This window comes from Anaerococcus porci (assembly GCF_009696575.1).
Classification (GTDB): domain Bacteria; phylum Bacillota; class Clostridia; order Tissierellales; family Peptoniphilaceae; genus Anaerococcus; species Anaerococcus porci.
Genome location: NZ_VULQ01000002.1, coordinates 138,690 through 164,737, shown reverse-complemented (window position 1 = coordinate 164,737; position 26,048 = coordinate 138,690). Strand labels below are relative to the sequence as shown.

Sequence of the window (26,048 nt, the reverse complement as noted above, 5' to 3'; positions counted from 1 at the left end):
TATAAAAATAGGAGGTTTATATGAAGTATATTAAGTTAAATGATAATAAAAAGATACCTCAAATAGGTTTAGGAACTTACAAAATAACAGAAAGAAAAGTGATGGCAAATGTTATAGAAGCTGCCTTTGAGTCTGGCTATGAATATATAGATACAGCCAAATTTTATGATAATGAAGATATAATAGGGGCTGAGCTTAAAAACTCCAATAAGAAAAGAGAAGAATATCAACTTGTAACAAAGGTTTGGCCAACATATTTTGGAGAAGACTTAACAAAAAAATCTATAGATGAATCACTTGAAAATTTGCAGACAGATTATATAGATATTATTTTATTACATTGGTATGGTAAGGATTATGATAAGGCTTGGAAGGTTTTTGAAGAATATAAAAGGCAAGGTATTGTAAAATCTATTGGAGTATGTAATTTTGAAATAAAGCAACTAAAAGAGCTTTTAAAAATAGGAGAAGCTCCAGTTCTTGATCAACTAGAATCAAGCCCTCATTTTCAAAACTCTAAAACGCTTGAGTTTTTAAAAGAAAATAAAATTGTCCACCAGGCATGGTCACCTCTTGCTAGGGGAAGATCTAATCTTTTGGAAGAAGATGTAATAAAGAATCTTTCTAATAAATATAATAAAACACCTGCCCAAATAGTTTTGCGTTGGCATATAGAAAGAGGAACCATGGTTATACCAAAATCATCTCATCCTGCAAGGATAAAAGAAAATATAGATATATTTGATTTTGAACTTAGTGATGATGATATAAAGGCTATTAAATCATTGGATATCCAAAAAAGATATTCTAATGATCCTGAAGATGAAATTTGGCTTAAAGAGCTACTAACTAAATAAGTTGATAAATTGTTTAAATTCACTTGTTTTAGTTGAATATTTATTAATTAAAAGTTTTTAAAAAAAGGTTATTTGGATCTGTAAACAATTCACAGATCCTTTTTTAACCTCAAAAACACTTTAAGTTTATAATAGCAGTAGTTTTCGGATTATTTATGATTTAAATTTATCTCATTTCATAGATTTCTTTTATTTCATTTTCATTTATTCCAACCATGGCTTCTCCCAAATCTTTTGAAATCTCAAGAATTATCTCGGGATTATCATAGTTTTCTACAGCTTTTACTATAGCTTTTGCTCTCTTTTCTGGATTTCCAGATTTAAAAATACCACTTCCTACAAAAACGCCATATGCACCTAATTGCATCATGAGGGCAGCATCAGCAGGTGTTGCAACTCCACCAGCAGAAAGATTTGCTACAGGAAGTTCTTTATGTTCTCTTACATATCTTAATAGATTAACATCTACTGCCAAGTCTTTTGCATAAGAATAGATTTCATCATCATTAAGAACTGAGATTCTTTCAATTTCTCTATTTATTTCTCTCAAGTGTCTTACAGCTTGAACTATATTACCAGTTCCTGCTTCTCCTTTTGTTCTAATCATAGAAGCACCTTCTGAAATTCTCCTTAAGGCTTCTGATATGTTTCTTGCTCCACAAACAAAAGGAGTTTTGAACTTTGTTTTATCAATATGGTTATAGTCATCTGCTACTGTTAAAACTTCTGACTCATCTATATAGTCAACTCCTAGAGCTTCAAGAATTTGAGCTTCAACAAAGTGCCCAATTCTTACTTTCGCCATAACTGGAATTTTGACAGCTTTCATAATTTCTTCAATCATCTTAGGATCACTCATCCTAGATACACCACCAGCTACACGTATATCTGCAGGAACTCTTTCAAGAGCCATTACAGCACTTGCACCTGAATTTTCTGCAATTTTTGCTTGTTCAACATTCATTACGTCCATTATTACTCTTTTTTTATATCTTTCATTTAAATTTTTACTAGTCATAATTTTCTCCTTTCTTTAATTACCTATAATTATATGTTAAACTGTAACTAATAAAAGCAACAATATATAGAAAATAAAGAGGTACAGATGTATTTAAATTTAAAAAATGATGAATCTTTCCTATATGAGAAGATATATAAAGCTTTAAAAGAGAAGATTATTAATGGGGATATTATGGCATATGACAAGCTTCCTTCTATTAGAAATTTATCAAAGGACATAAATGTTTCTGTTAATACAATAAAAAAAGCTTATTATAAATTAGAAGAAGAAGGTTATGTTGAAGCAGAGGATAAGAGTGGCTTTTATGTAAAAAAAATTGATGATTTAATTGTCTTAGATAAGAGAGAAAATTTTAAAGAAAGTGATTATATAAAAGTTTATAAGTATGATTTTGGTATAAGTGGGGTAGATTATGAAAACTTTCCTTATAAGATTATGCAAAAATACATGAAAGAAGCTATCGATAAAAAAGATATTAAAATTTTAGATAAGGGATCTTTTAAGGGATATAAACCTTTAAGGGCTGCTATATCAACTTATCTTAAAAGTGCAAGGAATATAGATATATCTTATTCAAATATCATTATATCATCATCAACAGAACACTTATTTACCCTAGTGAAAATGCTTTTAAATGACCAAAGTCTTTATGCCTTTGAAAATCCAGGTTATGCTTTTGGTAATAAGTTTTTCACCTTTGATTTAGAAAATCCAATTCCTCTTGATATGGATAAGGATGGGGTAAGGATAGATAAGATATCAGACTTTAAGTCAATTTGCGTTTTTGTAACCCCATTTCATCAATTTCCTATGGGTACAGTTATGTCTATTCAAAGAAGAGTGGAGTTACTTAATTGGGCTTCAAAGTCTGAAAATAGATATATAATTGAAGATGACTATGATTGTGAGTTTAAATTTAGAGGTTTTCCTATAGAAAGTTTAAAGTCTATGGACAAAAACTCTGATGTTATATACTTTGGATCTTTTTCAAAGCTTCTAGCCCCATCTTTAAGAATTTCTTATATGGTTTTACCTGATAAGTTACTTAAAAAATATGAAGAAAATTTTAAAGATTTATCAAATACAGTTTCCAACTTTTTACAAAAGGCCCTAGCATCATTTATAGAAAGTGGTGAATTTGAAAAACATATAAATAGGATGAAAAATATTTACTATAAGAAATTCGAATTAATAGTAAGAAAAATTGGAGAAATTAATGAAATTAAATTTATTTCAAAACCAAATTCACTTATACTTCCCATTGAAATAGACGAGTCTGTCGATATTGGTAAATTTATGTCCTTACTAGAAAAAAATTCCATAAGGATAATACCTTTAAGTAGGTTTTTATTTAATAAAAAATTTAGCCTAGATTGTTTTTTTATATTAGGTTTTGCCAATTTGAGCGAAAAAGAAATTATGGAAGGATTTGAAATTATAAAAGATATAATTTCAAAATCAAAAAAGAATAGGACCTAAACCTATTCTTTTAAATTATTTATTCTCTTTGTTTTTGATGTATTTATCAATATTTTCAGCAGCTTTTTTACCAGCTCCCATAGCAAGGATTACTGTTGCAGCACCACTTACTGCATCTCCTCCTGCAAATACACCATCTTTTGTTGTCATTGTTGAATCATCTATTATAATTCCACCCCAAGATTCGGTTTCTATATCATCATTGGTTTGTTTGATAAGTGGGTTAGGGGATTGACCTATTGAAATTATTACAGAATCGAAGTCTACTTCTTCATATTTTCCAGTAGGTATTGGTCTTCTTCTTCCAGACTTATCTTCTTCTCCTAATTCCATTATTTCAAGTTTAACTTTCTTAACCCAACCATTTTCTCCTTCTATTTCGACAGGATTGTGAAGGTTCATAAAGTTTATTCCTTCTTCTTTGGCGTGGTGACTTTCTTCAGCTCTTGCAGGCATCTCTTCAAATGATCTTCTGTAAACAACAGTTACATCAGCACCCATTCTTTTAGCACTTCTTGCAGCATCCATTGCTACGTTACCACCACCTACAACACATACTTTCTTACCTATGTGAACTGGTGTGTCATATTCTGGGAATTTATATGCCTTCATTAGGTTCATCCTAGTTAAAAACTCATTTGCAGAGTAAACTCCATTTAAGTTTTCACCCTCAATTCCTAAAAATTTTGGAAGTCCTGCACCTGTTGATATATAAACTGCCTCATATCCTTCTTCAAAAAGTTCATTTATCTCTTTTGTTCTTCCTATTATAGTATTTCTTTGAAGCTTAACTCCAAGACCAATTACATTTTTAAGTTCTTTTTGAACAAGGGTTTTTGGTAGCCTAAATTCAGGTATACCATACATTAATACTCCACCAGCAGTGTGAAAAGCTTCAAATAAAGTAACCTTATATCCAAGTTTAGCAAGATCTGCTGCACAAGAAAGTCCTGAAGGACCACTTCCTACTACAGCGACTTTTTTATTTTGTCCTGTAACTTCAACAGGTTTATTATAATCTTTATTCATATGATAATCTGCTACAAATCTTTCGAGTCTACCTATTGCTACCGCTTCTCCGTTTTTAGCCCTAGTACAAACACCTTCACATTGATTTTCTTGAGGACATACTCTTCCACATATGGCAGGAAGGTTATTTGTACTTGCTATTATTTCATAAGCCTTATCAAGATTACCTTCAACAACTTGATGGATAAATTCTGGTATTCTTACAGATACTGGACAACCACCTACACAAGGTTTGTTTTTACATTGAACACATCTTTGAGCTTCTTCTTGAGCCATTTCTAAATCATAACCTAAGGCTACTTCCTCAAAGTTTTTATTTCTAACACTTGGATTTTGTTCAGGCATAGGAACCTTAGTTTTACTCATATTAAATTTTGCCATTTCTTATATCTCCTGTTAGTCTACAAATGTGTTCTCTTTCTTCTTGTTGGTAATTACGACCCCTATTCATAGCTTCATCAAAGTCCACTTCAAAGGCATTAAAATCAGGTCCATCTACACAAGCAAATTTCATTTGACCACCTACAGTTACCCTACAGCATCCACACATACCAGTACCATCAACCATAATTGAGTTTAAAGATACTATAGTTGGTATATCATATTCTTTTGTTACAAGAGCTGTATTTTTCATCATAATCATTGGACCTATTGCCAAGACTAAATCATATTTTTTTCCATTTTCTATATTTTCTTTTAAAACTTCTGTAACAAATCCTTGTTTTCCATAAGAACCATCATCTGTTGTAATATATAGATTATCAGAAGATTTTTTTAGTTCATCTTCAAGTATAATTATGTCTTTGTTTTTAAAGCCCATTATTACATCAGTATGGGCACCTATTCTATGTAAGTATTTTGTTTGAGGATAAGCTATAGCTGTTCCAAGTCCTCCACCGACTACACACACGTTTTTACCCTTATATTGATCAAGTTCAGTTGGTTTTCCTAAAGGACCTACAAAATCTAAGAATCCATCTCCTGCCTTTAATTCATTCATCCTAATGGTAGTTCCACCAACAATTTGAACGATAATTGTAACATTTTCATCATCGGTTTCAGAAATAGTAAAGGGAACTCTCTCACCCTTTTCATCTATTCTTAAAATTATAAATTGACCAGGTTTTGCTCTTTTAGCAATATCTGGAGAATTTACAACAAACTTAATGGTTGAATTATTAAGGTTTGTTTTTTCAATTATCCTTGCCATGTTTCCTCCTATATGTTTCTCATTAATATTTTAACAATATATCAAAAAAAATCAAGTGAATTACTTAATATTATATAGTAAAATAGTATAATATCTATGATAAGGAGGAGAAATGGAAAATAGAACATATTCTGATAAAGAATTAATCAAAAAGTTTATTCCTTATTATAAAAACTATAAGGATATACTTGCTAAAGATTTGTTTTCTGCATTTTTGACAACTGTATGTGAACTTTTGCTTCCTATACTTTTATCAATATTGACAGACAATGCATCAAACTCTAGTTTAACTTTTGATATTATTATAAAATTAACATTACTTTATATTTTGACAAAATTAGTTGAAGTAGCAGGTAGGTATTTTATGCAATCATATGGACATATTATGGGAGCTCATATAGAAAAGGACATGAGGGCTGATATATTTAAACATTTTATGACTATGTCAACAGCCTTTTTTAATGAAACAAAGATAGGTCAGCTAATGAGTAGGATGACTACAGACCTATTTGATATAACTGAATTTTCTCACCACTGTCCAGAGGAATTTTTTATAGGTTTTATAAAATTAAGTATATCATTTATTGTTTTAATGACTATAAACATACAACTTACACTTTTGATATATATAATAATTCCGATTATGGTTTATGCAGCGAGGATTAAAAGAAGAGCCTTTTCAAAATCTGTAAAAAGTGAGAAAAAACAAATAGGCGAAATTAATGCTTCGATTGAGGATACTCTTTTAGGAATTGATGTTGTAAAATCTTTTGCTAATGAAGAACTTGAAAAGAAGAAATTTAAAAAAGGAAATGATAAGTTTGTAGATATTAAAAAGGTAAAATACTACAACATGGCAAGCTATAATTTGATTAATCAATTATTTGCAGGACTTATGTATGGAGTTTTGATCGTAGTCGGGGGATATTTTGTTATCAAAAAAAGCATGAGCCCAGGTGACTTGGTTGCATTTGTTTTATACCTTAATACTATTATTGCTACAGTAAATAGACTTGTGGAGTTTACTGATCAATACCAAAAAGGTATAACTGGTATAGAAAGATTTAATGAGGTTATGAATCTTAGAAGTGATATTTTTGATAGAGAAGATGCGAAAGAGCTTAAAAATGTTAAAGGTAGCATTGTATTTGATAAGGTGTTTTTTAAGTATCCAGATCAAGCTGAAGATGATCCTTGGATATTAGATAATATATCCTTTAATATAAATGTAGGAGAAAATATTGCCTTAGTAGGTCCATCTGGTGCTGGTAAGTCAACAATAACTAAGCTTATACCAAGATTTTATGAAGTAAATAAAGGTGAAATTAGAGTAGATGGAATAAACATTAATAATTTAACTTTAGAATCTTTAAGAAATAATATCGGTATAGTTCAACAAGATGTTTACCTATTTGGGGGAACCATAAGAGAAAACATTGAATATGGTAAGGAAAACACCACAGATGAAGAAATAATTGAAGCTAGTAAGCTAGCAGGAGCCTACGACTTTATTATGGATTTTCCATATGGTTTTGATACCTATATTGGTGAAAGAGGAGTCAAGCTTTCAGGAGGTCAAAAACAAAGGATATCAATAGCAAGGGTATTTTTGAAAAATCCGCCAATATTAATCCTAGATGAGGCTACATCATCGCTTGATAACACAAGCGAGGCAATAGTTCAAGAATCTCTTGAAAAGCTAACCAAGGGAAGGACTACTCTTACAATAGCTCATAGACTTTCCACAATTATTAACGCAGATTCAATTATTGTATTAACAGAAGATGGTATAGCTGAAAGAGGAAGCCACCATGAACTCTTAGATAAAAAAGGTGTATATTATAAGCTTTATAATTCTAATAACGAAGATTTATTTGGTTAGACATTGAAATTATAACTTGGTATAATCAAATAATAGGAGAGAAAAAATTGAAAATTATATTTGGAAAATTCATCCATAGTATAGCTTGTGCATTAAATTCAATATTTAATTTATTAATTAATATATTAAATGCTATAGTTATGATTTTTGAAGGATTAGGCCAAGTTCTTATGCTAATAGGTTGTTCGGTTATTTTTATATTTCCGATATTTTTCATAGCCTTGCCATCTGAGCTTGTGTTTTTAATCTTACTTATAGCAGTAGTTCCCTTTTTAGGAAAGTCCTTTATTTCACTTTTAAGGTATGGAAACTATACCCTAATAGAGTGGATGTATGATAAGGCGGATAGCCTTATTACTGGAGATAAAAAGGGTTTTGATAATATATCTGATTATGCTAATAAGTATAGGATGGAAAAAGAAAGAGAAAGAAGAAGAAAAGCTGAAGAAGAAAGACAAAGACAACAAGAAGAATTCAATAAAAGATTTGAAGAATTTTTCAAAGGATTTAGCTTTACAGGCTATGATTCTAATGAAGGCTACAGTGGATATAGGAATAATAATGGATATAAGGGTGCCTTTGTAAATGATTTAGGCTTTAAGGAAAAGTATGAAAATTATTGTTCTATTTTAGGGGTTAATCCTAATGCAGATCAGTATGAAATAAAACTCGCCTATAGAAAGCTTGCAAAAAAATACCACCCAGATGTAAGTGATGATCCAAATGCCACAGAAAAGTTTCAAAAAATTAATGAAGCTTATAATTTCTTATCTCAAGAAAATATTAAAAAGTATAAAAATATGTAGGACTATATCTAAAACTTTCCTTATTTTTTTGAGGAAAGTTTTTTATATTAGAAAAGGAAACTAATATGAAACATAATGAAGATGATATAAATAAACTTTTAGAAATTTCGTCAAGAGCAGGAGCTATGATGCTTAAAAATGGAGCGGAAATTTATAGGGTTGAGGATACTGTAGAAAGAATTATAAGATCTTTTTATGATGCAAGAGATATAGATGTATTCGCAACCTTCAATGCTATGATGTACTCATTTAATGTGGATGGTAAAACCTATGCAAATGTTAAGCGTGTAAAAAATAGGGGTAATAATCTTATCTTGGTTGATAAAGTTAATACTTTTTCTAGAAATTTTTGTAACCATGAATACAGTCTTGATCAAGCTCTATATGAATTAGATAAGATTAGGGATTCATCAAAAATTAAAAAATATATAAATATTATAGGAGCTGTTCTTGCATCAACGGCCTTCCCTATTTTAGTTAATAGCAAGAATCCTAATTTTATAGACTTACCTGTAACCTTTATAGTTTCTTTAATAACTTATATCCTCTTTATAGGAGTAGAAAAGAAAATGTTCGGTTATTTTATAGAAAATTTCATTGCAGGGCTTTTAGTTTCAATCTTAACTATTATAATAGGTAAGTTTGTTGTAGGATTTAATTCGGCAAATGTTATAGTATCTTCAATGATGCCTTATGTTCCTGGATTTACCTTAACTAATTCAATAAGAGATTTAATGAGTGGAGATTCTACAAGTGGACTTGTTGGAATAACTATGAGTTTATTTGTATCCTTAGCCTTGGCTATAGGTGTTGCAGTACCAATGACGATTTTTTAAGGGGGAAATATGCACTTATTTTTAGGATTTATCTTTTCTTATATTTCATCAGTAGGATTTGCTATGTTATTTTCATCCCCAAAAAGAGCTATTAAATTCTCAGCACTAGCTGGTGCAATAGGATTTTTAATCTATAACATAGCAGGAGATTTAATAGGAGGGGTTTTTCTTCCAATATTACTTGGAGCTTATGTTACAGGTATTCTTGGAGAGATATTTGCAAGAGTTTTTCACATGCCTGCTATATTATTTATAATTCCGGGCATAATAAACTTAGTTCCAGGAAAGGGAATATATAACACCTTATTTTATTTTGTAGATAACCAAAAGTCCTTAGCTTTCACAAATCTATTTGAAACACTTGTAACAGCAAGTGCAATTTCATTTGGGATTTTATTAGCGTCATCTATATCTAAGTCACTCATGGGTTTTAAATTTAGAAAACCAAGTAAAAAATATGATTGGAGAAAGAAAAAATGAAAAAAATAATATATTTAGCAGGTGGATGTTTTTGGGGAGTTGAAGCATATTTTAAGGACATTAAGGGAGTTAAAAATACTAAAGTAGGTTATGCTAATGGAAATACTGAAAAAACAAGTTATGAAGATTTAAAACAAACAGACCATGCTGAAACTGTAGCCGTTCAATTTGATGGAGATGAAAAAACACTTAAAAGAATACTTGACTATTTTTATTACATTATAGATCCATTTTCTATAAATAAACAAGGTAATGATGTAGGACGTCAATATAGGACAGGTATCTATGCTGATGATGAATTAAATTTATCATTTGCTAAGAAATTTTTAGAAGAAAAGCAAAAAAATGAAGATAGAAAAATAATGGTTGAAGTAGATAAACTTTTAAACTTTGTAGTAGCTGAAGACTATCACCAAGATTATTTAGAAAAAAATCCTAGAGGATATTGCCATATTGATTTATTAGATAAACCGGATCTAGACTAATCTAGGTCCTTTATTTTTTCCAAAGTTTGCTTAAAATAAATCTTTTGAAATTTTTATTAAATATCTTTCTAATACTTAATATATAATAATATACAAAGAAATTTTGCTTTTTAAAAACTTTACCATACAATGCTTGTACTAGAATATTTTTTGTGATATTATTCTAAAAAGAAAGGATAGTATGGATTATATCAATAGAAATAATTTAACTCAAAATCAAATAAAATTAATGGATTTAAAGGTTCGATTAGTTAAGGCGTTTTTTGAGCTTAACTTTTCAATTACAGGTTACAATAAACTTAGTCAAAAATCTTATGATTCCAAAAGTTCAAGCGATAGGATATTTATGGATTCTTATATTTACTTGTCTAAAGATAGGCTTTTTGATTTTGTTTATAAATTTGATAAAAATAAATTAGATAATTTTTCTTACAATCCAAATGACCCATCTATTGCAAGTTTCTTAAAAGAAATTGAAGATATTAAAAAGTTAGATGATGATGAAATTAAGATATTAAAAACTAAAATAGAAAGAAGAATTAAAAAAATAGAGGGGGCTGCAAATGATATTGAATATATGTTATTGGGTTCTCTTCCAAAAAATTACTATAAAAGTTAGGAGAAGATTATGGCAATTAAATATGATATAGTTGAAAATTTAGGTGTACTTTCCACAAATGCTAAGGGTTGGACAAAAGAATTAAACCTTGTTTCATGGAATGAAAGAGATCCAAAATATGATATTAGAGACTGGAATGAGGATCATACAAGGATGAGCAAGGGTATTACCTTAACAAAAGAAGAAGCTGAAGTGCTAAAAGAAGTATTAATTGATGAATTCAAGTAAAAAAGAGGCTGTTGCGAAATTATGAACTTCTATCATTTCATCATTACAAGCGACTAATAGACAGTTTGAAAATAGCCTGCCAGCTCATGGAGGCCAAATTGTCATTGTAATGATTTTGGAACTATTAATTCATTTTGCATCAGCCTCTAAATTTTTATTTTAAACTCGCTTTTATAAACCAAATTTCTTTATTATAAGCTTCAATGTGCTCTTCCATAGTATTAGTTATTTGAAAATCATCATTTTTATCTGCTTCTTTTCTTATTTCTAGAGCAAGTTCTTTAAATTTATTTAAATCTTCTAGATAAATTTCTAAAGCTTTTCTAATTTCTATATCTTCAGATTTTGAAATTTCATCAATTGTTGTAAGATTAAGATATGATTTTAGGTCTGCGTTTGGATAGTAACCTTGCATTTTTTGAATTTCTGCAATTTCATCATATCTTTCAAAAAATGCATTATATTGGCTTTCAAAGTATTCGTGTACTCTAACAAAACTTTTGCCTACTATATTCCAATGAAGATGGTGTAGTTTTATGTTTTCAACCATTATGTTTGCTAAATATATATCCAATTTTTTATTCATTATATACTCCTTTTTTAATTTGATTTTTAGAATCATTTTAATTATAGTATGATTATATTATAATAAAATATATTCAACAAGGAACAAATATGTTAGTTAAAAATAGGAGATTTATGAAAGAATATAGTAAAGGTTTAGAGCTTATTGAAGATTTATTTAGCAAAAGATGGGTGCCTGAAATAATTCATTCTATAGGAATAGGTAATAATAATTATAAAAAAATTCTAGATTCTATATCTTATATTTCTCATACAGAGTTAAGTAGGAAGATAAAACTTTTATTAGACTATGGAGTCATAAAAAGAGACGATAAAGATAAGGCGTATAAGCTTACTCAATTTGGCTTTGATGTAGACCATGTTTTTGGTCATATTTATGACATATCTGACAAGTATTTAAAAAGGGATTAAGATTTAAATTAAGAGATTTTAAAGTATAATACAGCTTAGGTGATATTATGATTTATTTTGATTATGCTGCAACTTCAATAAAAAGAAATGAAATACTAGAATATATTTTAAAAAATAAGGAAAATTTTGATGGGAATCCAGATTCTCTTCATACATATGGAAGAAAAGCTAAAAAAATCCTAGAGGACTCAAGAAGAAAGATTGCAAAGTCTATCAAAGCAGATAGCAATGATATAATTTTTACATCTTCTGCTTCGGAGTCTAATAACACAATCTTATCTAATTTTAAAGATGATTTAATTATAACATCTAAGATAGAACACGATTCTATCTTAAATGCTGTTAATAAGGATAAGACTATTTATTTAGATGTGGATAAGGATGGATTTTTTACACTTGATGATTTAAAAGAAAAGATGACAAGCGATGTCAAGCTTGTATCTTTGATGTTTGTCAACAATGAAGTAGGCTCCATTGAGCCTGTTAAAGAAATAGGGAAGTATCTAAAAGAAAGAGATGTTTTCTTTCATATCGACTGTGTTCAAGCTTATGGACATATAGACATAGATGTTAATGAACTAGCTTGTAACTCTCTTTCTCTTTCAGGGCATAAGATAGGCGGTATCAACTCATTTGGAATACTTTATGCTAATAAAAGTATAAAACCTCTTATAAGAGGAGGAGAGCAAGAAAAGAATAGGCGTGCTGGAACAAGTTTTGTGATGGGAGCTTATTCTATGGCAGAATCTATAGAAAAAACCATAAAAGAAAGAGGGAAAATAAAAGAATTAAAGACTTATTTTGTAGAGAAATTAAAAGAATCTAACTTTATTTTCGAAATAAATGGAAGCCTAGATAATTCGTCAAATCACATACTAAACTTATATTTTCCTTATGTTAAAAATGAATTTTTGTTAACATTTTTAGATATGCATGGTGTATGTATATCAGTTGGTTCTGCTTGTAGAGCAGGAAGTATAGAAGCAAGCAATGTAATTAAGGCAATGTATAATGAAGATAGGGCCATGCATTCAGTAAGATTTTCTTTTGGTTTTACAAATACAAAAGAAGATATAGATTATACATTTGAAATTCTTAAAAAGGTTAGGGGTATAGATGGAGAAAACTGATAAGAAGGATATAAAGGTGGTAGTTGGCGTAAGTGGTGGTGTTGACTCATCAGTTGCAGCCTTACTTTTAAAGCAAGAAGGTTACGATGTAACTGGAATATTTATGAAAAATTGGGATGAAGAAGATGAAAATGGGGTTTGTACTGCAGAGGTTGACTATGAGGATGCAGTTAAGGTATGTAATCAGATAGGTATTCCATATTATTCTATAAATTTTGAAAAAGAATATTATGATAGAGTTTTTTCATATTTTCTAGATGAGTATAAAAAAGGAAGAACTCCTAACCCTGATATAATGTGTAATAAGGAAATTAAGTTTAGAGCCTTTCTTGATTATGCCAAAGATTTAGGAGCAGACTATCTTGCTACAGGTCACTATGCAAGAGTTGAAAGAGATGGAGAAGAAGTTAAAATGCTAAGGGGAGTTGATAAAAATAAAGACCAAACTTACTTTTTATCTCAACTATCCCAAGATCAAATAAAAGACGTTCTTTTTCCAATAGGAGAACTTGAAAAGAAAGAAGTAAGAAAAATAGCCAAGGAAAATAATCTTGCTACAGCAGATAAAAAGGATTCAACAGGAATTTGCTTTATAGGCGAGAGAAATTTTAATGAGTTTTTATCAAACTATCTTCCTGCTAAGAAAGGCAAAATTGTAGATATAGATGGAAATGTTATGGGAGAACATTATGGACTAATGTATCACACCATAGGTCAAAGAAGAGGTCTAGGCATAGGTGGTGAAGGAGAAGCGTGGTTTGTTTGTGGTAAGGACTTAGAAAAAAATGAACTTATAGTATGTCAAGGAAAGAATAATGAGAGATTGTTTTCAAATAGGCTAATCGGATCTTTACTTTCAAGTTTGTCATCTAAGGGCTTTGCTAAAGAATTTGATTGTACATGTAAGTTTAGGTATAGGCAAAAAGATATAAAATCTAGGGTAAAAATCTTAGAGGATGGTAGGGTTGAAATAAAATATGATAAGACAAAGGCTGTAACTCCAGGTCAAGCTGCTGTATTTTACGATAATGATATTTGTCTTGGTTCATGCATAATAGATGAAGTTTACAATGATGATAAAAGATTGAAAGTTTAAAAGAGTAAGTTTGCTTGCTCTTTTTTATTTATTTAAATATCTTAACTTTGGACAAAAAGTCTTAAAATGCTATAATTTATATATGAATATACTAGCAGATGAAAATATTAGAATAGACAAATACATATCAAATAAATTTGAAGAAATCCCAAGAGAAAAAGTAAAAGATTTTATAAAGGATAAGAAAATCCTGGTGGATGAGAAAAAAGTAAAGCCGAGTTATAAACTTGAACTTGGAGATATGATAAATATATCAGATGAATTATTTAAAAAGCCAGAAATAAGGCCGGAGAAGATGGACATAAAAATCATCTATGAAAATGAGGATTATGCAATTATTGATAAAGACGAGAATGTAATGGTCCATCCTGCAGGCTCTATAGTAACAGCAACCCTAGTTAATGGCTTATTAGAGAAGTTTGGTTATGACAATCTGTCTCATATTGGTGGAGATGATAGACCTGGTATAGTTCACAGACTTGATAAGGATACTACAGGTTTAATGCTTATAGCCAAAAATAATAAATCATATAAATATTTTAAAGACTTATTTGAAAAGAGGAAAGTAGATAAGGAATATTTTGCCATATGTCATGGGATTTTTGACAATAAAAAAGATACAATTGAAACCTTTATTGACAGGGACCCTAATAATAGGAGAAAAATGGCAGTTAGACCAAGTGGAAGAAAGGCTATAAGTAAGTATGAGGTTATAAAAGAAGCTAATGGTTTTTCTCTAGTTAAGGTAAAAATTCTAACAGGAAGGACTCATCAGATAAGAGTCCATATGACCTATATAAATCATCCTATTTTAGGAGATCCTGTTTATGGAAATGTGGGGCATAAGTTTAATTTAGAGCACCAATTATTACATTGCCATAAACTTGGTTTTGTTGATCAAAGCGGAGAATATAAAATCTTTGAAACAGAGGTTCATGACGATTTTAAGAAATATCAAAAAGTTTTAAAATTAGGAGATTAGCATGTATTCAAAAATTAATACTGTAAGTCTTCTTGGCCTTGAAGGTAAGGCTATAGAAGTAGAAAGCGATATCACATCAGGGTTACCTGCCTTCAATATCGTAGGTTTACCAGACTCATCTATAAAAGAATCTAAGGACAGAATAAGGGTAGCCTTAATTAACTCAGGTTATAAATTTCCCCAAGGTAGGATTACTATAAATTTATCTCCTGCAGATATAAAAAAAGAAGGTACCCAATTAGACCTTCCCATAGCAGTATCTCTTTTAAGAAGTATGGGAGTAATAAAAAAAGAGAGAAACGACTTTATCTTTATAGGGGAACTTTCTTTAGATGGAAGAATCCTTCCTATAAGAGGAGCACTTGCTATGCTTATATCTATGAGAGAAAAAGGATTTAAAAATTTTATTATTTCTGATGGAAATAAGGATGAATGTTCAATTATTAAAGATTGTAATACTTATCCATTTATTAATATAGAAAGTCTGGTTACTTATCTTAATGGTGAAGTAGAAAAAAATCCATATAAAGCTAGATTAAATGATAATATTGAAGAAGATAAGTATGACTATGATTTTTCAGATATAAAGGGGCAAGATTCTTTAAAAAGAGCTTTGCAAATATCAGCAGCTGGAGATCATAATTTATTGATGATAGGTGCTCCAGGAAGTGGAAAAACTTTCTCTGCAAAACATTTACCGTCAATATTACCTGATATGGACTTTGAAGAAAAAGTAGAAGTTACAAAAATATATTCTGTAATGGGACTATTGGATGAAGGAAAGCTTATAAATAAAAGACCTTTTAGGTCCCCTCATCACTCTGCAAGTGAAGTTTCTTTAATAGGTGGAGGGGCAAATATACCAAAGGCAGGAGAGATAACACTTGCTCACAAGGGAGTATTATTTTTAGATGAATTTCCAGAATTTTCAAAAAAAACTATTGAGGCCTTAAGAGAACCTTTAGAAAATAGAGAGATAAACATATCAAGGTCAATGGCTAGTATAAAATATCCTGCAGATTTTATTTTGATAGCAGCAATGAATCCATGTCCTTGTGGAAACTATGGAAATCCTTTAAAAGAATGTACATGTAGTCACAATGAAATTAGAAGATATTTATCAAAATTATCATCTCCAATCCTTGATAGGATTGATATACATATTGAAATTAAGCCTGTAAAATATGAAGAATTAAAAGATAATATGAAGACTAAATCATCAAAAGAGATGAAGTTTGAAGTCCAAAGGGCAAGATTAATTCAAGAAGAAAGGTATAAAAATGAGTCCATATCTACAAATGGAGCCTTAAATACTAGACTTATGAAAAAATATATAAAATTAGATGATAAATTAGAAAAAATAGGACAAATGGCCTTTAACAAATATAATTTTTCAGTAAGAAGCTATAATAAAATAATTAAGATGGCAAGGACAATTGCTGACCTTGAAAATTCTGACATGATTTTAGATAAGCACTTATTAGAAGCCATAAGGTATAGGTCACTTGATGGTAAGTATTGGAGTGTCTAATGGATAATAATTTAATAAATATTAATATTGACCTTTATATAAATGATCTTATAAAAAAAGCTCTTAAATATAATTCATCAGATATTCATATAGAACCTATGGATAAGACTTTTGCTAGAATTAGGTTTAGGGTAGATGGGAAGCTTATAAATATAACCGAGATGACATATGAAGAATATAAGAAGCTTATAACAAGAATAAAGCTTTCTTCAAAGCTTGATATAGCTGAAAAGAGAAGACCTCAAGATGGGTATTTAAAGCTTGATAGGTTTCCCCATATAGATTTTAGAATATCATCCTTAAATACTATAGTTGGTGAGAAATTAGTTTTAAGAATTCTTTCTCTAGATTATTTTAAAAAATCTTCCAACCTTTTAGGCTTTAGTGAAAATTCAAAAAATATATTACAAAAAGCCATAAAAAATAAGTCGGGTATGATTATTTTTACAGGTCCCACAGGTTCTGGTAAGTCAACTTCTTTATATTCACTTCTTAATCATTTAAATGATGATAGTGTAAATATAGTTACAATAGAAAATCCAGTCGAAATAAATGTTATGGGAATAAATCAAATATCTGTGAATAACAAGATAGATTTTAGCTTTGCAAATGCCCTAAGATCTATTTTAAGACAAGACCCAGACATAATAATGATAGGTGAGATAAGAGATCAAGAAACAGCGAAAATGGCTATAAGGGCGGCAATTACAGGTCATTTAGTGCTTTCAACTCTTCATACGACTGATGCCATATCATCGATAGCGAGGCTTAGAGACTTGGGAATTGAAGACTATCTTATAGGTCAATCTGTTTCAATCTTAGCAGGGCAAAGGCTCGTAAGGAAACTTTGTGATTGCAAGATAAAAAGAAAGATAACTATAAGTGAATATAATTTGTTAAAAAGATATTTTGATATTAAAAAAGATCAAGAAGTTTATGATGCATGCGGTTGCAATAAATGTAATGACGGATATTTAGGAAGGGAGGCAGTAGAAGAGGTATTGGTATTTGATGATGATTATAAGAAGCTTCTTTTAGAAAATAAAGACTATAGTAAAAATGAACTTGATAGGTTGTACAAGATTAAGGATTTCAAGTCTATGACTTACAATGGTCTTAGGAAAGTTCTGGATGGAGTTACAAGTTTCAGTGAAGTTTTTGATTCCATATATTATATTGATTAAAGAAAATTATATTAATCAAAAAGGGTGAAAATTATTATATAAGTTTTGATAGCATAATATTAAACTATATTAGTTAATATGGGTAAGGTTTGGTGAAATTATAAGAAGATTTTTATAATATAGTATTAATCTTATAGTAATAAATGTCTATTATAGTCATATTTGATATATTTTTATCTTTTGTAAAACGTAAGTTTCAATACTTGCGTTTTTTTAGTTTAAATTTAATATTTTCTAATTTTCATACTATATTAATATATCAACTATTATACTTTTAATTTGTAAAAGTTCTGAAATACATTGGAAATAGTAGTTTTCAGATGTTTTTTTAGAAAAAATGTAGCACTATTTACTATTTTTTATAAAGTTTGCAGTATTTACTCATGTATTTAACTTTAGGATGAAATAAAATAAGACTACAAGGTGGTGAAAATATGAAACCTGAAATAGTAGCAATGGGAAATGGTTCTAAGCTATGTTCGTTCTGTATGTTTATTTTTAGTACCAACTCTCATTGAATTTGATGGAATTGTTGAATTTGTAGCTTTCTTCTGATAAATAGAAGACTTTTATTTTACAAAAATTAGATTTAAAATCTTATTTATGTAGTCTCAGATATAAAGATATTAAAAAATTATTATAAGCTCTTATTAAAAACTATGAGAGATTTTAAAAAATTAAATAAAGTCATTACAAATATAAATAATAAGTATAATTTTTTATCAGATGAAAGACTGAGTTCCTAATGTTAAAAATTGTGGGTAGTTTAATAATAAATTAAATTATAAGTTTAGGAGACTATTTATATGAATATAATTGAAGTTAAAAATATGAGCAAAAATTTCAAAAGTAAAAAGTTATTTAATGATTTTTCTATAGAAATTGAGGCAAATACAGTCCATGCAATAGTAGGTCCTAATGGTTCTGGGAAAACTTCTCTTTTAAGAATACTAACTGGACTATATGACAAAGATGATGGAGAAGTTAAAGTTAAGGGAAATCATACAATGCTTCTTGAAAATGACTATTTGTATGAGGATAAGACAGGACTTGAAAATATTAAGATATATGGATTATATTTTGGATATGGTCTAGATAATTATCAAAAATATTCTGACTTGTTAGAAATTACAAATGATCTGGGTAGAAATGTTTCTACATATTCTAAAGGTATGAAGAGGAAATTGTCTTTACTAATTATTGTAATGATGAATAGAGAGATAATATTTTTAGATGAGGTTACTAGCGGAGTAGATCCAATATCAAGAGTTGAGATAAGAAAGCTCATAAAATTACTAAAGGATGAAGGTAAGACCATAGTAATTACTAGTCATGACCTGTCAGAAATTGAAAAAGTAGCAGATAAGGTTTCCATGATAAAATCAGGAGAGCTACTTTTTTCGAAGAATATAGACGAAATAAAGGGAGAAAGCTTAGAAGATTTATTTATAGAGGAAGGTAGAAAATGAAAAATAAGATGAATATTAATAGGGCTTGTCGCTACTATTTAAGTAAAGACAGGGATTTTATTTTAAATTTATTATTATTTACTTTGATTTCCCTTGGCTTTATTTTTTTACTATATAAGGGGATCTTTGATTCAAGAGGAAATGATTATATTATATTAATGCTATATGTACTAATGCTTGGAATTTCACTAATTATGTCTAATTCTATGGTTGTCAATTTAACAGTCAAGGATAAATTAAATAAACGTATAGAATTTATTCTAGCATCAGGAGTAGATATAAAAGATGTGATTAAAGCCTATGGGGTAGAAATGTGGAGACTATCTTCCATTGTTCCCTTTATGTTGTTTTTTCTAACTTATGTCCTAGTAGACTTTCAAATCGAATTTAAGTGGATTGTGGGTATATTTGTGACAATGATAGGAATGACATATTTTGAAATACTATTTTTTAATATTATAAGTTTATCCCAAAAAAACTTTAAGTTTTTCAAAAATATAGTTTTCTTTGGAACAACAATTTTAATTTACATGATAGGCACATTTTCAGAGAAGATTCTCTCTTTAATAGAAAAATATAATCTAAACCTTATCTATATAATATTAGGGATAAATCTAGGATTGGGATTAATTTTTGCAATCTCGTCCATGAAAGATTTAAGCAAGATAAACAATGAATCTGTAATTAATAAAGAAGGGTCATGGTCATGAAATTAGTTATTGATGATCTAGGAAAGCTTTTAGATAAAAATGCCGTATTAATGTCGATTATGGCACTTATCTGCTCCTTTATGGCTCTGTTTTTTACTGATGAAGGAAGCCAAGAAATAAACAATATTATAGATATAATTAAAATTGATGGGATTGTAATACTTTTCCTGATTTTTGGAATAGAACTCGCTAAAAATACCTTGGTAGCAGATAAAATTAGCAAAAAGCTTGAATTTTTACTTGCAAATGGATTTTCTATGAAAAAAATTCTAGCCAAATATTTGTTTAGTATCTATTTAGGAACATTAATTATAGTTCTTCCAAGCTTAATATTAAATTTACTAAAACTTGAGATTAGCTTAATTATTATTTTAAATTTGATTGTATCAAGTTTTCTTTACAGTCTAATAATCGTCTTGATAATACTTGGTACTATAAACATGAATAAAGTAAATTCTCTCCAAATTCGCTTGATAGGACTATCCTTAGTAGTCATGATATCTTCTGTCCTAGTATATAATTTTACAAATTCCTTGCTTTGCTACTTGATGACTAAGCTTTTGATTTTAGGATCAATAATAGTATTTTTGGGTATAAATATCAATAAAGAAAGGATTGTAGTTAGCTACTATTGAGATATGTATAAGAAATTAGAAAAAATTGTGATCAGCCATTTAATGATAATTTTATTTTGGGGTCTTCTTTTTAAAAACAAGATGTTAGTAAAAGAAGGCCCGATTTTGAATGCAGTTTCACTTATTTTAGTTTTTACTTTATATGGACTTATATACACAGAAATTTCAAATAAAAAAATACCTCAAAGATTTTCTGTTTTGGTAATTTTTTCGTCACTTTTGCCTTTGGGTTTGATTCTAATAAATGATTTACCTTATAAGCTTGCCTTTTTTCTTATAAGTCTTATCTCAACAAGCCTATTTATTAAAAGATACATAATTTTAGATAATGTAAAATATATAAATATCTTGCCTATATCTAGAAAATCCACCCAAATATTTACTATTGGACTTGTATTTTTTATTTTTGTGGTGATTTATTTATTTGATATAGATACGGTAATGATAAATATATTTATCCAAATAATTTTCCTTATTACAGAATTTTTCTTTATCTTATTTTTAAAGGAAAAAGAATTAGCTTTTGAGAAAACTTTCAAACTTTATTACCTGTCAGACTATATGGCGAGTGAAAGAGATGAATTTGCAATGATTATCCATGATGATATTATCCAAGATATATTTGCAAGTAAAAATTACCTTTCTTCCAAAAATCCTGATATAGAATATTCAAAAAAGATTTTGACTAGTCTTGAAAAGAAAGCAAGAAATATAATGAAATTCTATCAGTCTTCTTTATTTGAAAAAGCTAATCTGGAAACATCATTATCTGCAATATTTGATAATGTATCTTCTTTATATCCAAATAAAAATATTAAAATTACTAAACTTATCTATAGTGATTTAACAGAAGATAAAAAATTAATTAGGTTGATTTCAATAATATCAAAGGAACTTATAAATAATGTATATAAGCATTCCGATGCGAAATATTTATCTTATGAGCTCTATAAAAAAGGAAATCTTGTTTATATAGAGATGGAAAGTGATGGCGCAAGTCTTGTTGATTTTAATAAAATTAGGGAATCAAAAAGAGGAGTTTTGCTTCTTAATCTATTAATAGATTCAAATTCAGGAAATATTTCTTATGGATTAAATAAGGATATACTTACAACTAAAGTTTCCTTGGAGGTGGAAAGAGATGAAAATTATTTTGTTAGATGACCATAAAATATTTGGGGAGTCCCTTAAGATGCTTTTAGAAGAGCAAGATGAAATTTCATGTGCTTATGTATCAAAAGCTCAAGAGTTTCTAAAAATGATAAAAAAAGAAACTTATGATATTTTCTTAATTGACATAAATCTAAAAGATGATAAGACTGGTCTTGATTTAATTAAAGATTTGCTAGCTGATAACCCCAAACAAAAGATAATAGTTTTAACATCTTATGATTTAGATAATTACAAGGATATGGCCTTTAAGTTAGGAGTAAAAGATTTTATAAATAAGTCTGTAGAAACCCACGAACTATTAGAAAGAATCAAAAATGTATATAAAGGAAACTATAAGATAATAGACAAATATATAGCTGATCCTCTAACAAAACGAGAGATAGAAGTATTAAAAGAGTTAATAAAAGGAGAAAGTAAAAAGGAGATTGCAAAGAAGTTATTCATAAGCGAGAGAACTCTTTATAATCATATAGCTAATATCTATGATAAGTTGAGAGCCAAGAATATAGTTGAAGCTTATAATAAAGCAATGGAAATTGGATACATTAATCCAGTTATGTAAAAATCATTTTACAATTAATTAAGAAGATATTAATACATAATTAGGTAATCAGTTGATAATAAAATTTTCAAGTCTATCTTAAACAAAATCTTCATTCTATTAATGGAAAAAGAAGGAGATAAGTATTTAAATAATAAATCATATCGAAAAAACTGCTGGAAAATCGTATCTTAATTGATATCCTAAATTAGACTATATAATAATCAGCTATGAGATGGATTTTTAAGCTGTTAGTTCACTATATATCACCGTTAATTGTTATAAATGAGCAAGTGGGTAAGATTTTTTTAGAATTTATATAAGACTCTAATTTTAATAAACGATATTAGTTAATATGGTAATAGCTTATGGAATTATGGAAAGATTTTTATAATATAGTATCAATTTTTCTAGGAATAAATGTTTATCACAGTCATATTAGATATGCTTTTATCTTTTGTAAAAACGTAATTTCCAATAATTGCGTTTTTTTTAAATTTAAATTTGACTTTCTCTGACCTTCATAGTATATTAATATTAGCAGTTGAGATGTATGACTGCTAAACAATATGGAAAAATAATTTGATGGAGGATAATATGGCAAATTTAAAGAAATATGACTATGGTTTTTTGGACAATAATTTTAATGACTTTTATAATATGATTGATTCATTCTTTAATGGAAATGATAGAAGATCATCTTTGGTAAATAATACTACTTTTAAGGTAGATATAAAAGAGGATGATGAATCATATAAAGTTATAGCTGAAATGCCAGGATTTACAAAAGATGATATAAACATTGAAATTGATGATGATAGGTTAACACTTAGTGCAGAGAAAACAGAAGAAAAAGATGATTCTAATAATGAGGAAAAATATATCCATAGGGAAAGAAGATCATCTAAGATGACAAGAACAATGCATTTTGAAAATATAGATTCTGAAAATATTGAAGCAAATCTTAGTGATGGACTTCTAGAAATTAAACTTCCTAAATTAAATAAAGACAAATCTAAAAAAACTATTGAAATAAAATAATTTATTTAATATTTTAGATAATTTCAAACATACTCATAAAAGTGCAGGATAGTACCTGCATTTTTTTATGCCATTTTTTAGAATACATTTATGGTATAATTTAAAGTAAGAAATAAAAAAATGGAAGAGGACTTGATGAAAGATAAGAAAAAACTTGAACATTTGGCCATAATTCTTGATGGAAATGGAAGGTGGGCTGAAAAACGATCACTTTCAAGATCTTTAGGACATAAAGAAGGCTCAGAAAATGTTGTAGATATAGCACTTTATGCAAAAAAAAGGGGTATAAAATACCTCACCTTATATGCCTTTTCTACAGAAAATTGGAAAAGACCTAAAATTGAAGTTAATTATTTAATGAAATTATTAGCAAAATTTATAAAAGATAAAACAAATTTGCTAATGGAAAATGATGTAAAATTAAATATTATTGGAGATATATCTAAATTGCCAGATAAAACTATAAAGTCCTGTCTTGATGTGTGTAAACTCACAGAAAATAACAAAAGTCTTGTTTTAAATATGGCAATAAACTATGGTGGAAGAAGTGAACTAGTTAAGGCTTTTAAAGATATGGCTAAGGATGGTTTAGATTTTAATAATATAGATGAAAATACTATTTCATCTTATCTTTATACTAAAAACATGCCAGATCCTGATCTTTTAATAAGAACAGGTGGAGACTTAAGAATTTCAAATTTCTTAATATATCAGCTTGCCTATACAGAATTTTATTTTACAAAAACTTTATGGCCTGATTTTAAATACAAAGACTTAGATGAGGCTATTGATTCTTATTTAGGACGTGATAGGAGATTTGGAGGATTGAATGAACCTAGCTAAAAGACTTTTTGGAGGGGGGTTAATTTTAATTTGCTTAATTCTTATAACATATTTTGGAAGACCATACTTTGCTGTAGGTTTTACTATTTTTTCATCTATAGCAGTATATGAGCTTATACAAGCATTAAGAAATATAGACTATAATGTTCCAAAAAGATTTGCTCTAATAATTAATGCATTTTTTATGGTAAACGCCTATTTTGGAGATCCTAATATATTTATAGTAGGTATTATTGCCATTCTTATATCTATATTTGTATTTATGATATTTAACAAAAAGTTTAAGATGCAAGATTTTTTTGCCCTTCTTTTTGTAGTTACCTATATATCTATATTTATGTCAAATGCAATTCGTATAAGGGATGTTAGATATCTATATATGCTATATGTTATAGCTTGGGGTTCTGATACTTTTGCCTTTATTTTTGGAGTAAGTATTGGAAAAACTAAAATTAAGGCAATTGAGAAAATATCTCCTAATAAGACTTTAGAAGGTTTTATTGGTGGAGTATTTGGAGCTATTTTATTGAATTTAATTTATATAAAAATAATAGGCTTCGAACAAAGTCTTTTATTGGTCGTTTTATTTACCATAGTTTCAGCAATCCTTTCTGAGACAGGTGACTTGGTAGCTTCATTTATAAAAAGAAAATGTGGGATAAAGGATTATGGTAACTTAATTCCTGGACATGGGGGCATACTCGATAGATTTGACTCTATTTTATTTATAAGCCCTTGTATGTTCTTATTTACCCTTATATAGGAGAGAAGATGAAATCAATAATTATATCTATAATAATGTTCTTATTTTTGATATTAATTCATGAATTTGGACATTTTATTGTTGCTAAGAAAAGTGGGATAAAGGTAAATGAATTTGCCATAGGTATGGGACCTAAAATTTTTTCTAAACAAAAGGGAGAAACCTTATATTCTATAAATTTATTACCTATAGGTGGTTATTGTGCTATGGAAGGTGAAGATGATACTAGTGATGATGAGAGGTCGTTTGATAAGGCGCCAGCTTATAAAAGATTTTTAACTATTCTTGCAGGTCCTCTTATTAATCTGATATTTGCAGCTTTTATTTTTACTTTTGTAGTTTTTAATACTGGTATAGCTTCAAATTCAATTGGTGGATTTACAGAAAATTCACCAGCAAAAGAAAGTCTTGAAATCAATGATGAGATTATAGGGATAGCAGGGATAAAAGTAAATGAATTTTCAGATATATCAGAAATATTAACTACTTATTATAAGACAAATTCTAAGGATAAGGAAGTGTCAGTTAGGGTTAAAAGAAACGGTGATATTATAGAAAAGAAAATCAATCCAAAGTTTGAAAATGATATGCCTTTATTAGGTATAACACCAAAACCGAGAGATGTATCTTTAATAGAAGCTATTGGTCTTGGCATAAAACAAGTTTTTCAAATGATAGGGATGCTTTTTTCAATACTTAAAAATCTTTTTACAGGTAAACTTTCTTTTAATGCCCTTTCAGGTCCAGTTGGAGTTGTTAAGGAAATGGGAAGGCAAGTTAATTTAGGTTTAATGAATATATTATTTTTTCTTGCCTATATATCAGTAAATTTAGGATTTTTTAATCTTTTACCTATTCCAGCTCTTGATGGCTCAAAGTTATTTACATCTCTATATGAAATGATAACAAAGAAAAAAATCAATAAAAAACTTGAAGAAAGAGTAACAATAGTTGGATTTGTCCTTCTTTTATCTTTAATTTTAATAGTAACAATAAAAGACATTATAAACTTATTTTAAAGG

The 26,048-nt window shown here is 28.6% G+C and carries 28 protein-coding genes; 24 read left to right on the top strand and 4 right to left on the bottom strand.

What is annotated here, in order from left to right:
• Window positions 1-20 precede the first annotated feature (20 nt).
• Complete coding sequence (locus FYJ26_RS02380) at window positions 21-857, top strand: aldo/keto reductase (RefSeq protein ID WP_154539257.1); 837 nt, start codon at window positions 21-23, stop codon at window positions 855-857.
• A gap of 166 nt (window positions 858-1,023) precedes the next feature.
• On the opposite strand, the gene pdxS is transcribed toward FYJ26_RS02380, so the two are convergent.
• Window positions 1,024-1,875 (bottom strand): pyridoxal 5'-phosphate synthase lyase subunit PdxS, encoded by an 852-nt coding sequence (gene pdxS, locus FYJ26_RS02375; RefSeq protein WP_154539255.1) that lies wholly within the window; start codon window positions 1,873-1,875, stop codon window positions 1,024-1,026.
• An 87-nt stretch (window positions 1,876-1,962) separates the two neighbouring features.
• Between pdxS and pdxR the strand changes: the two genes are divergently transcribed.
• Window positions 1,963-3,357, top strand: coding sequence for a MocR-like pyridoxine biosynthesis transcription factor PdxR (pdxR, locus tag FYJ26_RS02370; protein WP_154539253.1), 1,395 nt, complete (start codon window positions 1,963-1,965; stop codon window positions 3,355-3,357).
• Window positions 3,358-3,372: 15 nt separating this feature from the next.
• Here pdxR and gltA read toward each other — a convergent pair whose 3' ends face one another.
• Together gltA and FYJ26_RS02360 are read right to left on the bottom strand one after the other, a co-directional pair.
• Window positions 3,373-4,767: an NADPH-dependent glutamate synthase gene (gltA, locus tag FYJ26_RS02365; protein WP_154539251.1), complete on the bottom strand. Its 1,395-nt coding sequence runs from the start codon at window positions 4,765-4,767 to the stop codon at window positions 3,373-3,375.
• Entirely contained in the window at window positions 4,754-5,596 is an 843-nt protein-coding gene (locus tag FYJ26_RS02360) for a sulfide/dihydroorotate dehydrogenase-like FAD/NAD-binding protein (RefSeq protein ID WP_154539249.1), read from the bottom strand. Before FYJ26_RS02360 ends, gltA begins: the two co-directional genes overlap by 14 nt.
• Before the next feature lie 112 nt (window positions 5,597-5,708).
• On the opposite strand from FYJ26_RS02360, the gene FYJ26_RS02355 reads away from it, so the two are divergent.
• From FYJ26_RS02355 to FYJ26_RS02325, 7 genes are all read left to right on the top strand, one after another.
• Window positions 5,709-7,478: an ABC transporter ATP-binding protein gene (locus tag FYJ26_RS02355; RefSeq protein WP_154539247.1), complete on the top strand. Its 1,770-nt coding sequence runs from the start codon at window positions 5,709-5,711 to the stop codon at window positions 7,476-7,478.
• Between the two features lie 47 nt (window positions 7,479-7,525).
• Complete coding sequence (locus tag FYJ26_RS02350) at window positions 7,526-8,284, top strand: J domain-containing protein (protein WP_154539245.1); 759 nt, start codon at window positions 7,526-7,528, stop codon at window positions 8,282-8,284.
• Between the two features lie 65 nt (window positions 8,285-8,349).
• A complete protein-coding gene (locus FYJ26_RS02345) occupies window positions 8,350-9,120 on the top strand; it encodes a threonine/serine exporter family protein (RefSeq protein WP_154539243.1) in 771 nt (256 codons plus the stop codon).
• Window positions 9,121-9,129: 9 nt separating this feature from the next.
• Window positions 9,130-9,600, top strand: coding sequence for a threonine/serine exporter family protein (locus FYJ26_RS02340; protein ID WP_154539241.1), 471 nt, complete (start codon window positions 9,130-9,132; stop codon window positions 9,598-9,600).
• Window positions 9,597-10,085, top strand: coding sequence for a peptide-methionine (S)-S-oxide reductase MsrA (gene msrA / locus FYJ26_RS02335; protein ID WP_154539239.1), 489 nt, complete (start codon window positions 9,597-9,599; stop codon window positions 10,083-10,085). Before FYJ26_RS02340 ends, msrA begins: the two co-directional genes overlap by 4 nt.
• Window positions 10,086-10,266: 181 nt before the next feature.
• The gene (locus tag FYJ26_RS02330; RefSeq protein WP_154539237.1) at window positions 10,267-10,704 is read left to right on the top strand and encodes a hypothetical protein; all 438 of its coding nucleotides are present in this window, start codon (window positions 10,267-10,269) and stop codon (window positions 10,702-10,704) included.
• 9 nt (window positions 10,705-10,713) lie between these two features.
• Entirely contained in the window at window positions 10,714-10,932 is a 219-nt protein-coding gene (locus FYJ26_RS02325) for a YdbC family protein (RefSeq protein WP_154539235.1), read from the top strand.
• A gap of 154 nt (window positions 10,933-11,086) precedes the next feature.
• Here FYJ26_RS02325 and FYJ26_RS02320 read toward each other — a convergent pair whose 3' ends face one another.
• Window positions 11,087-11,518 (bottom strand): Dps family protein, encoded by a 432-nt coding sequence (locus FYJ26_RS02320; RefSeq protein WP_154539233.1) that lies wholly within the window; start codon window positions 11,516-11,518, stop codon window positions 11,087-11,089.
• Window positions 11,519-11,631: 113 nt separating this feature from the next.
• Here FYJ26_RS02320 and FYJ26_RS02315 point away from each other — a divergent pair, with 113 nt between their 5' ends.
• The 15 genes from FYJ26_RS02315 (at window position 11,632) to FYJ26_RS02245 (ending at window position 26,045) form a co-directional block, all read left to right on the top strand.
• Complete coding sequence (locus FYJ26_RS02315) at window positions 11,632-11,928, top strand: winged helix-turn-helix transcriptional regulator (RefSeq protein ID WP_195837839.1); 297 nt, start codon at window positions 11,632-11,634, stop codon at window positions 11,926-11,928.
• A gap of 47 nt (window positions 11,929-11,975) precedes the next feature.
• The gene (locus FYJ26_RS02310) at window positions 11,976-13,058 is read left to right on the top strand and encodes a cysteine desulfurase family protein (protein WP_154539229.1); all 1,083 of its coding nucleotides are present in this window, start codon (window positions 11,976-11,978) and stop codon (window positions 13,056-13,058) included.
• Window positions 13,045-14,154 (top strand): tRNA 2-thiouridine(34) synthase MnmA, encoded by a 1,110-nt coding sequence (gene mnmA / locus FYJ26_RS02305; protein WP_154539227.1) that lies wholly within the window; start codon window positions 13,045-13,047, stop codon window positions 14,152-14,154. The genes FYJ26_RS02310 and mnmA overlap by 14 nt, the downstream gene beginning before the upstream one ends.
• Before the next feature lie 82 nt (window positions 14,155-14,236).
• The gene (locus FYJ26_RS02300; protein WP_154539225.1) at window positions 14,237-15,136 is read left to right on the top strand and encodes an RluA family pseudouridine synthase; all 900 of its coding nucleotides are present in this window, start codon (window positions 14,237-14,239) and stop codon (window positions 15,134-15,136) included.
• A gap of 1 nt (window position 15,137) precedes the next feature.
• Entirely contained in the window at window positions 15,138-16,667 is a 1,530-nt protein-coding gene (locus FYJ26_RS02295) for a YifB family Mg chelatase-like AAA ATPase (protein ID WP_154539223.1), read from the top strand.
• Window positions 16,667-17,851: a GspE/PulE family protein gene (locus FYJ26_RS02290; RefSeq protein WP_154539221.1), complete on the top strand. Its 1,185-nt coding sequence runs from the start codon at window positions 16,667-16,669 to the stop codon at window positions 17,849-17,851. The genes FYJ26_RS02295 and FYJ26_RS02290 overlap by 1 nt, the downstream gene beginning before the upstream one ends.
• An 806-nt stretch (window positions 17,852-18,657) precedes the next feature.
• Entirely contained in the window at window positions 18,658-19,320 is a 663-nt protein-coding gene (locus FYJ26_RS02285; RefSeq protein ID WP_154539219.1) for an ABC transporter ATP-binding protein, read from the top strand.
• Complete coding sequence (locus FYJ26_RS02280) at window positions 19,317-20,030, top strand: beta-carotene 15,15'-monooxygenase (RefSeq protein WP_154539217.1); 714 nt, start codon at window positions 19,317-19,319, stop codon at window positions 20,028-20,030. The genes FYJ26_RS02285 and FYJ26_RS02280 overlap by 4 nt, the downstream gene beginning before the upstream one ends.
• Window positions 20,027-20,665, top strand: a complete 639-nt coding sequence (locus FYJ26_RS02275) for a hypothetical protein (protein WP_154539215.1) — start codon at window positions 20,027-20,029, stop codon at window positions 20,663-20,665. Before FYJ26_RS02280 ends, FYJ26_RS02275 begins: the two co-directional genes overlap by 4 nt.
• A 3-nt stretch (window positions 20,666-20,668) precedes the next feature.
• Window positions 20,669-21,829 (top strand): histidine kinase, encoded by a 1,161-nt coding sequence (locus tag FYJ26_RS02270; RefSeq protein ID WP_154539213.1) that lies wholly within the window; start codon window positions 20,669-20,671, stop codon window positions 21,827-21,829.
• Window positions 21,807-22,400, top strand: coding sequence for a response regulator transcription factor (locus FYJ26_RS02265; RefSeq protein WP_154539211.1), 594 nt, complete (start codon window positions 21,807-21,809; stop codon window positions 22,398-22,400). Before FYJ26_RS02270 ends, FYJ26_RS02265 begins: the two co-directional genes overlap by 23 nt.
• A gap of 576 nt (window positions 22,401-22,976) precedes the next feature.
• A complete protein-coding gene (locus FYJ26_RS02260; protein WP_154539209.1) occupies window positions 22,977-23,420 on the top strand; it encodes an Hsp20 family protein in 444 nt (147 codons plus the stop codon).
• A 120-nt stretch (window positions 23,421-23,540) separates the two neighbouring features.
• Window positions 23,541-24,263, top strand: coding sequence for an isoprenyl transferase (locus FYJ26_RS02255; protein WP_154539207.1), 723 nt, complete (start codon window positions 23,541-23,543; stop codon window positions 24,261-24,263).
• Complete coding sequence (locus FYJ26_RS02250; protein WP_154539205.1) at window positions 24,250-25,026, top strand: phosphatidate cytidylyltransferase; 777 nt, start codon at window positions 24,250-24,252, stop codon at window positions 25,024-25,026. Before FYJ26_RS02255 ends, FYJ26_RS02250 begins: the two co-directional genes overlap by 14 nt.
• 8 nt (window positions 25,027-25,034) lie before the next feature.
• Window positions 25,035-26,045, top strand: coding sequence for a M50 family metallopeptidase (locus FYJ26_RS02245; RefSeq protein ID WP_154539203.1), 1,011 nt, complete (start codon window positions 25,035-25,037; stop codon window positions 26,043-26,045).
• The last annotated feature ends 3 nt before the right edge of the window (window positions 26,046-26,048 follow it).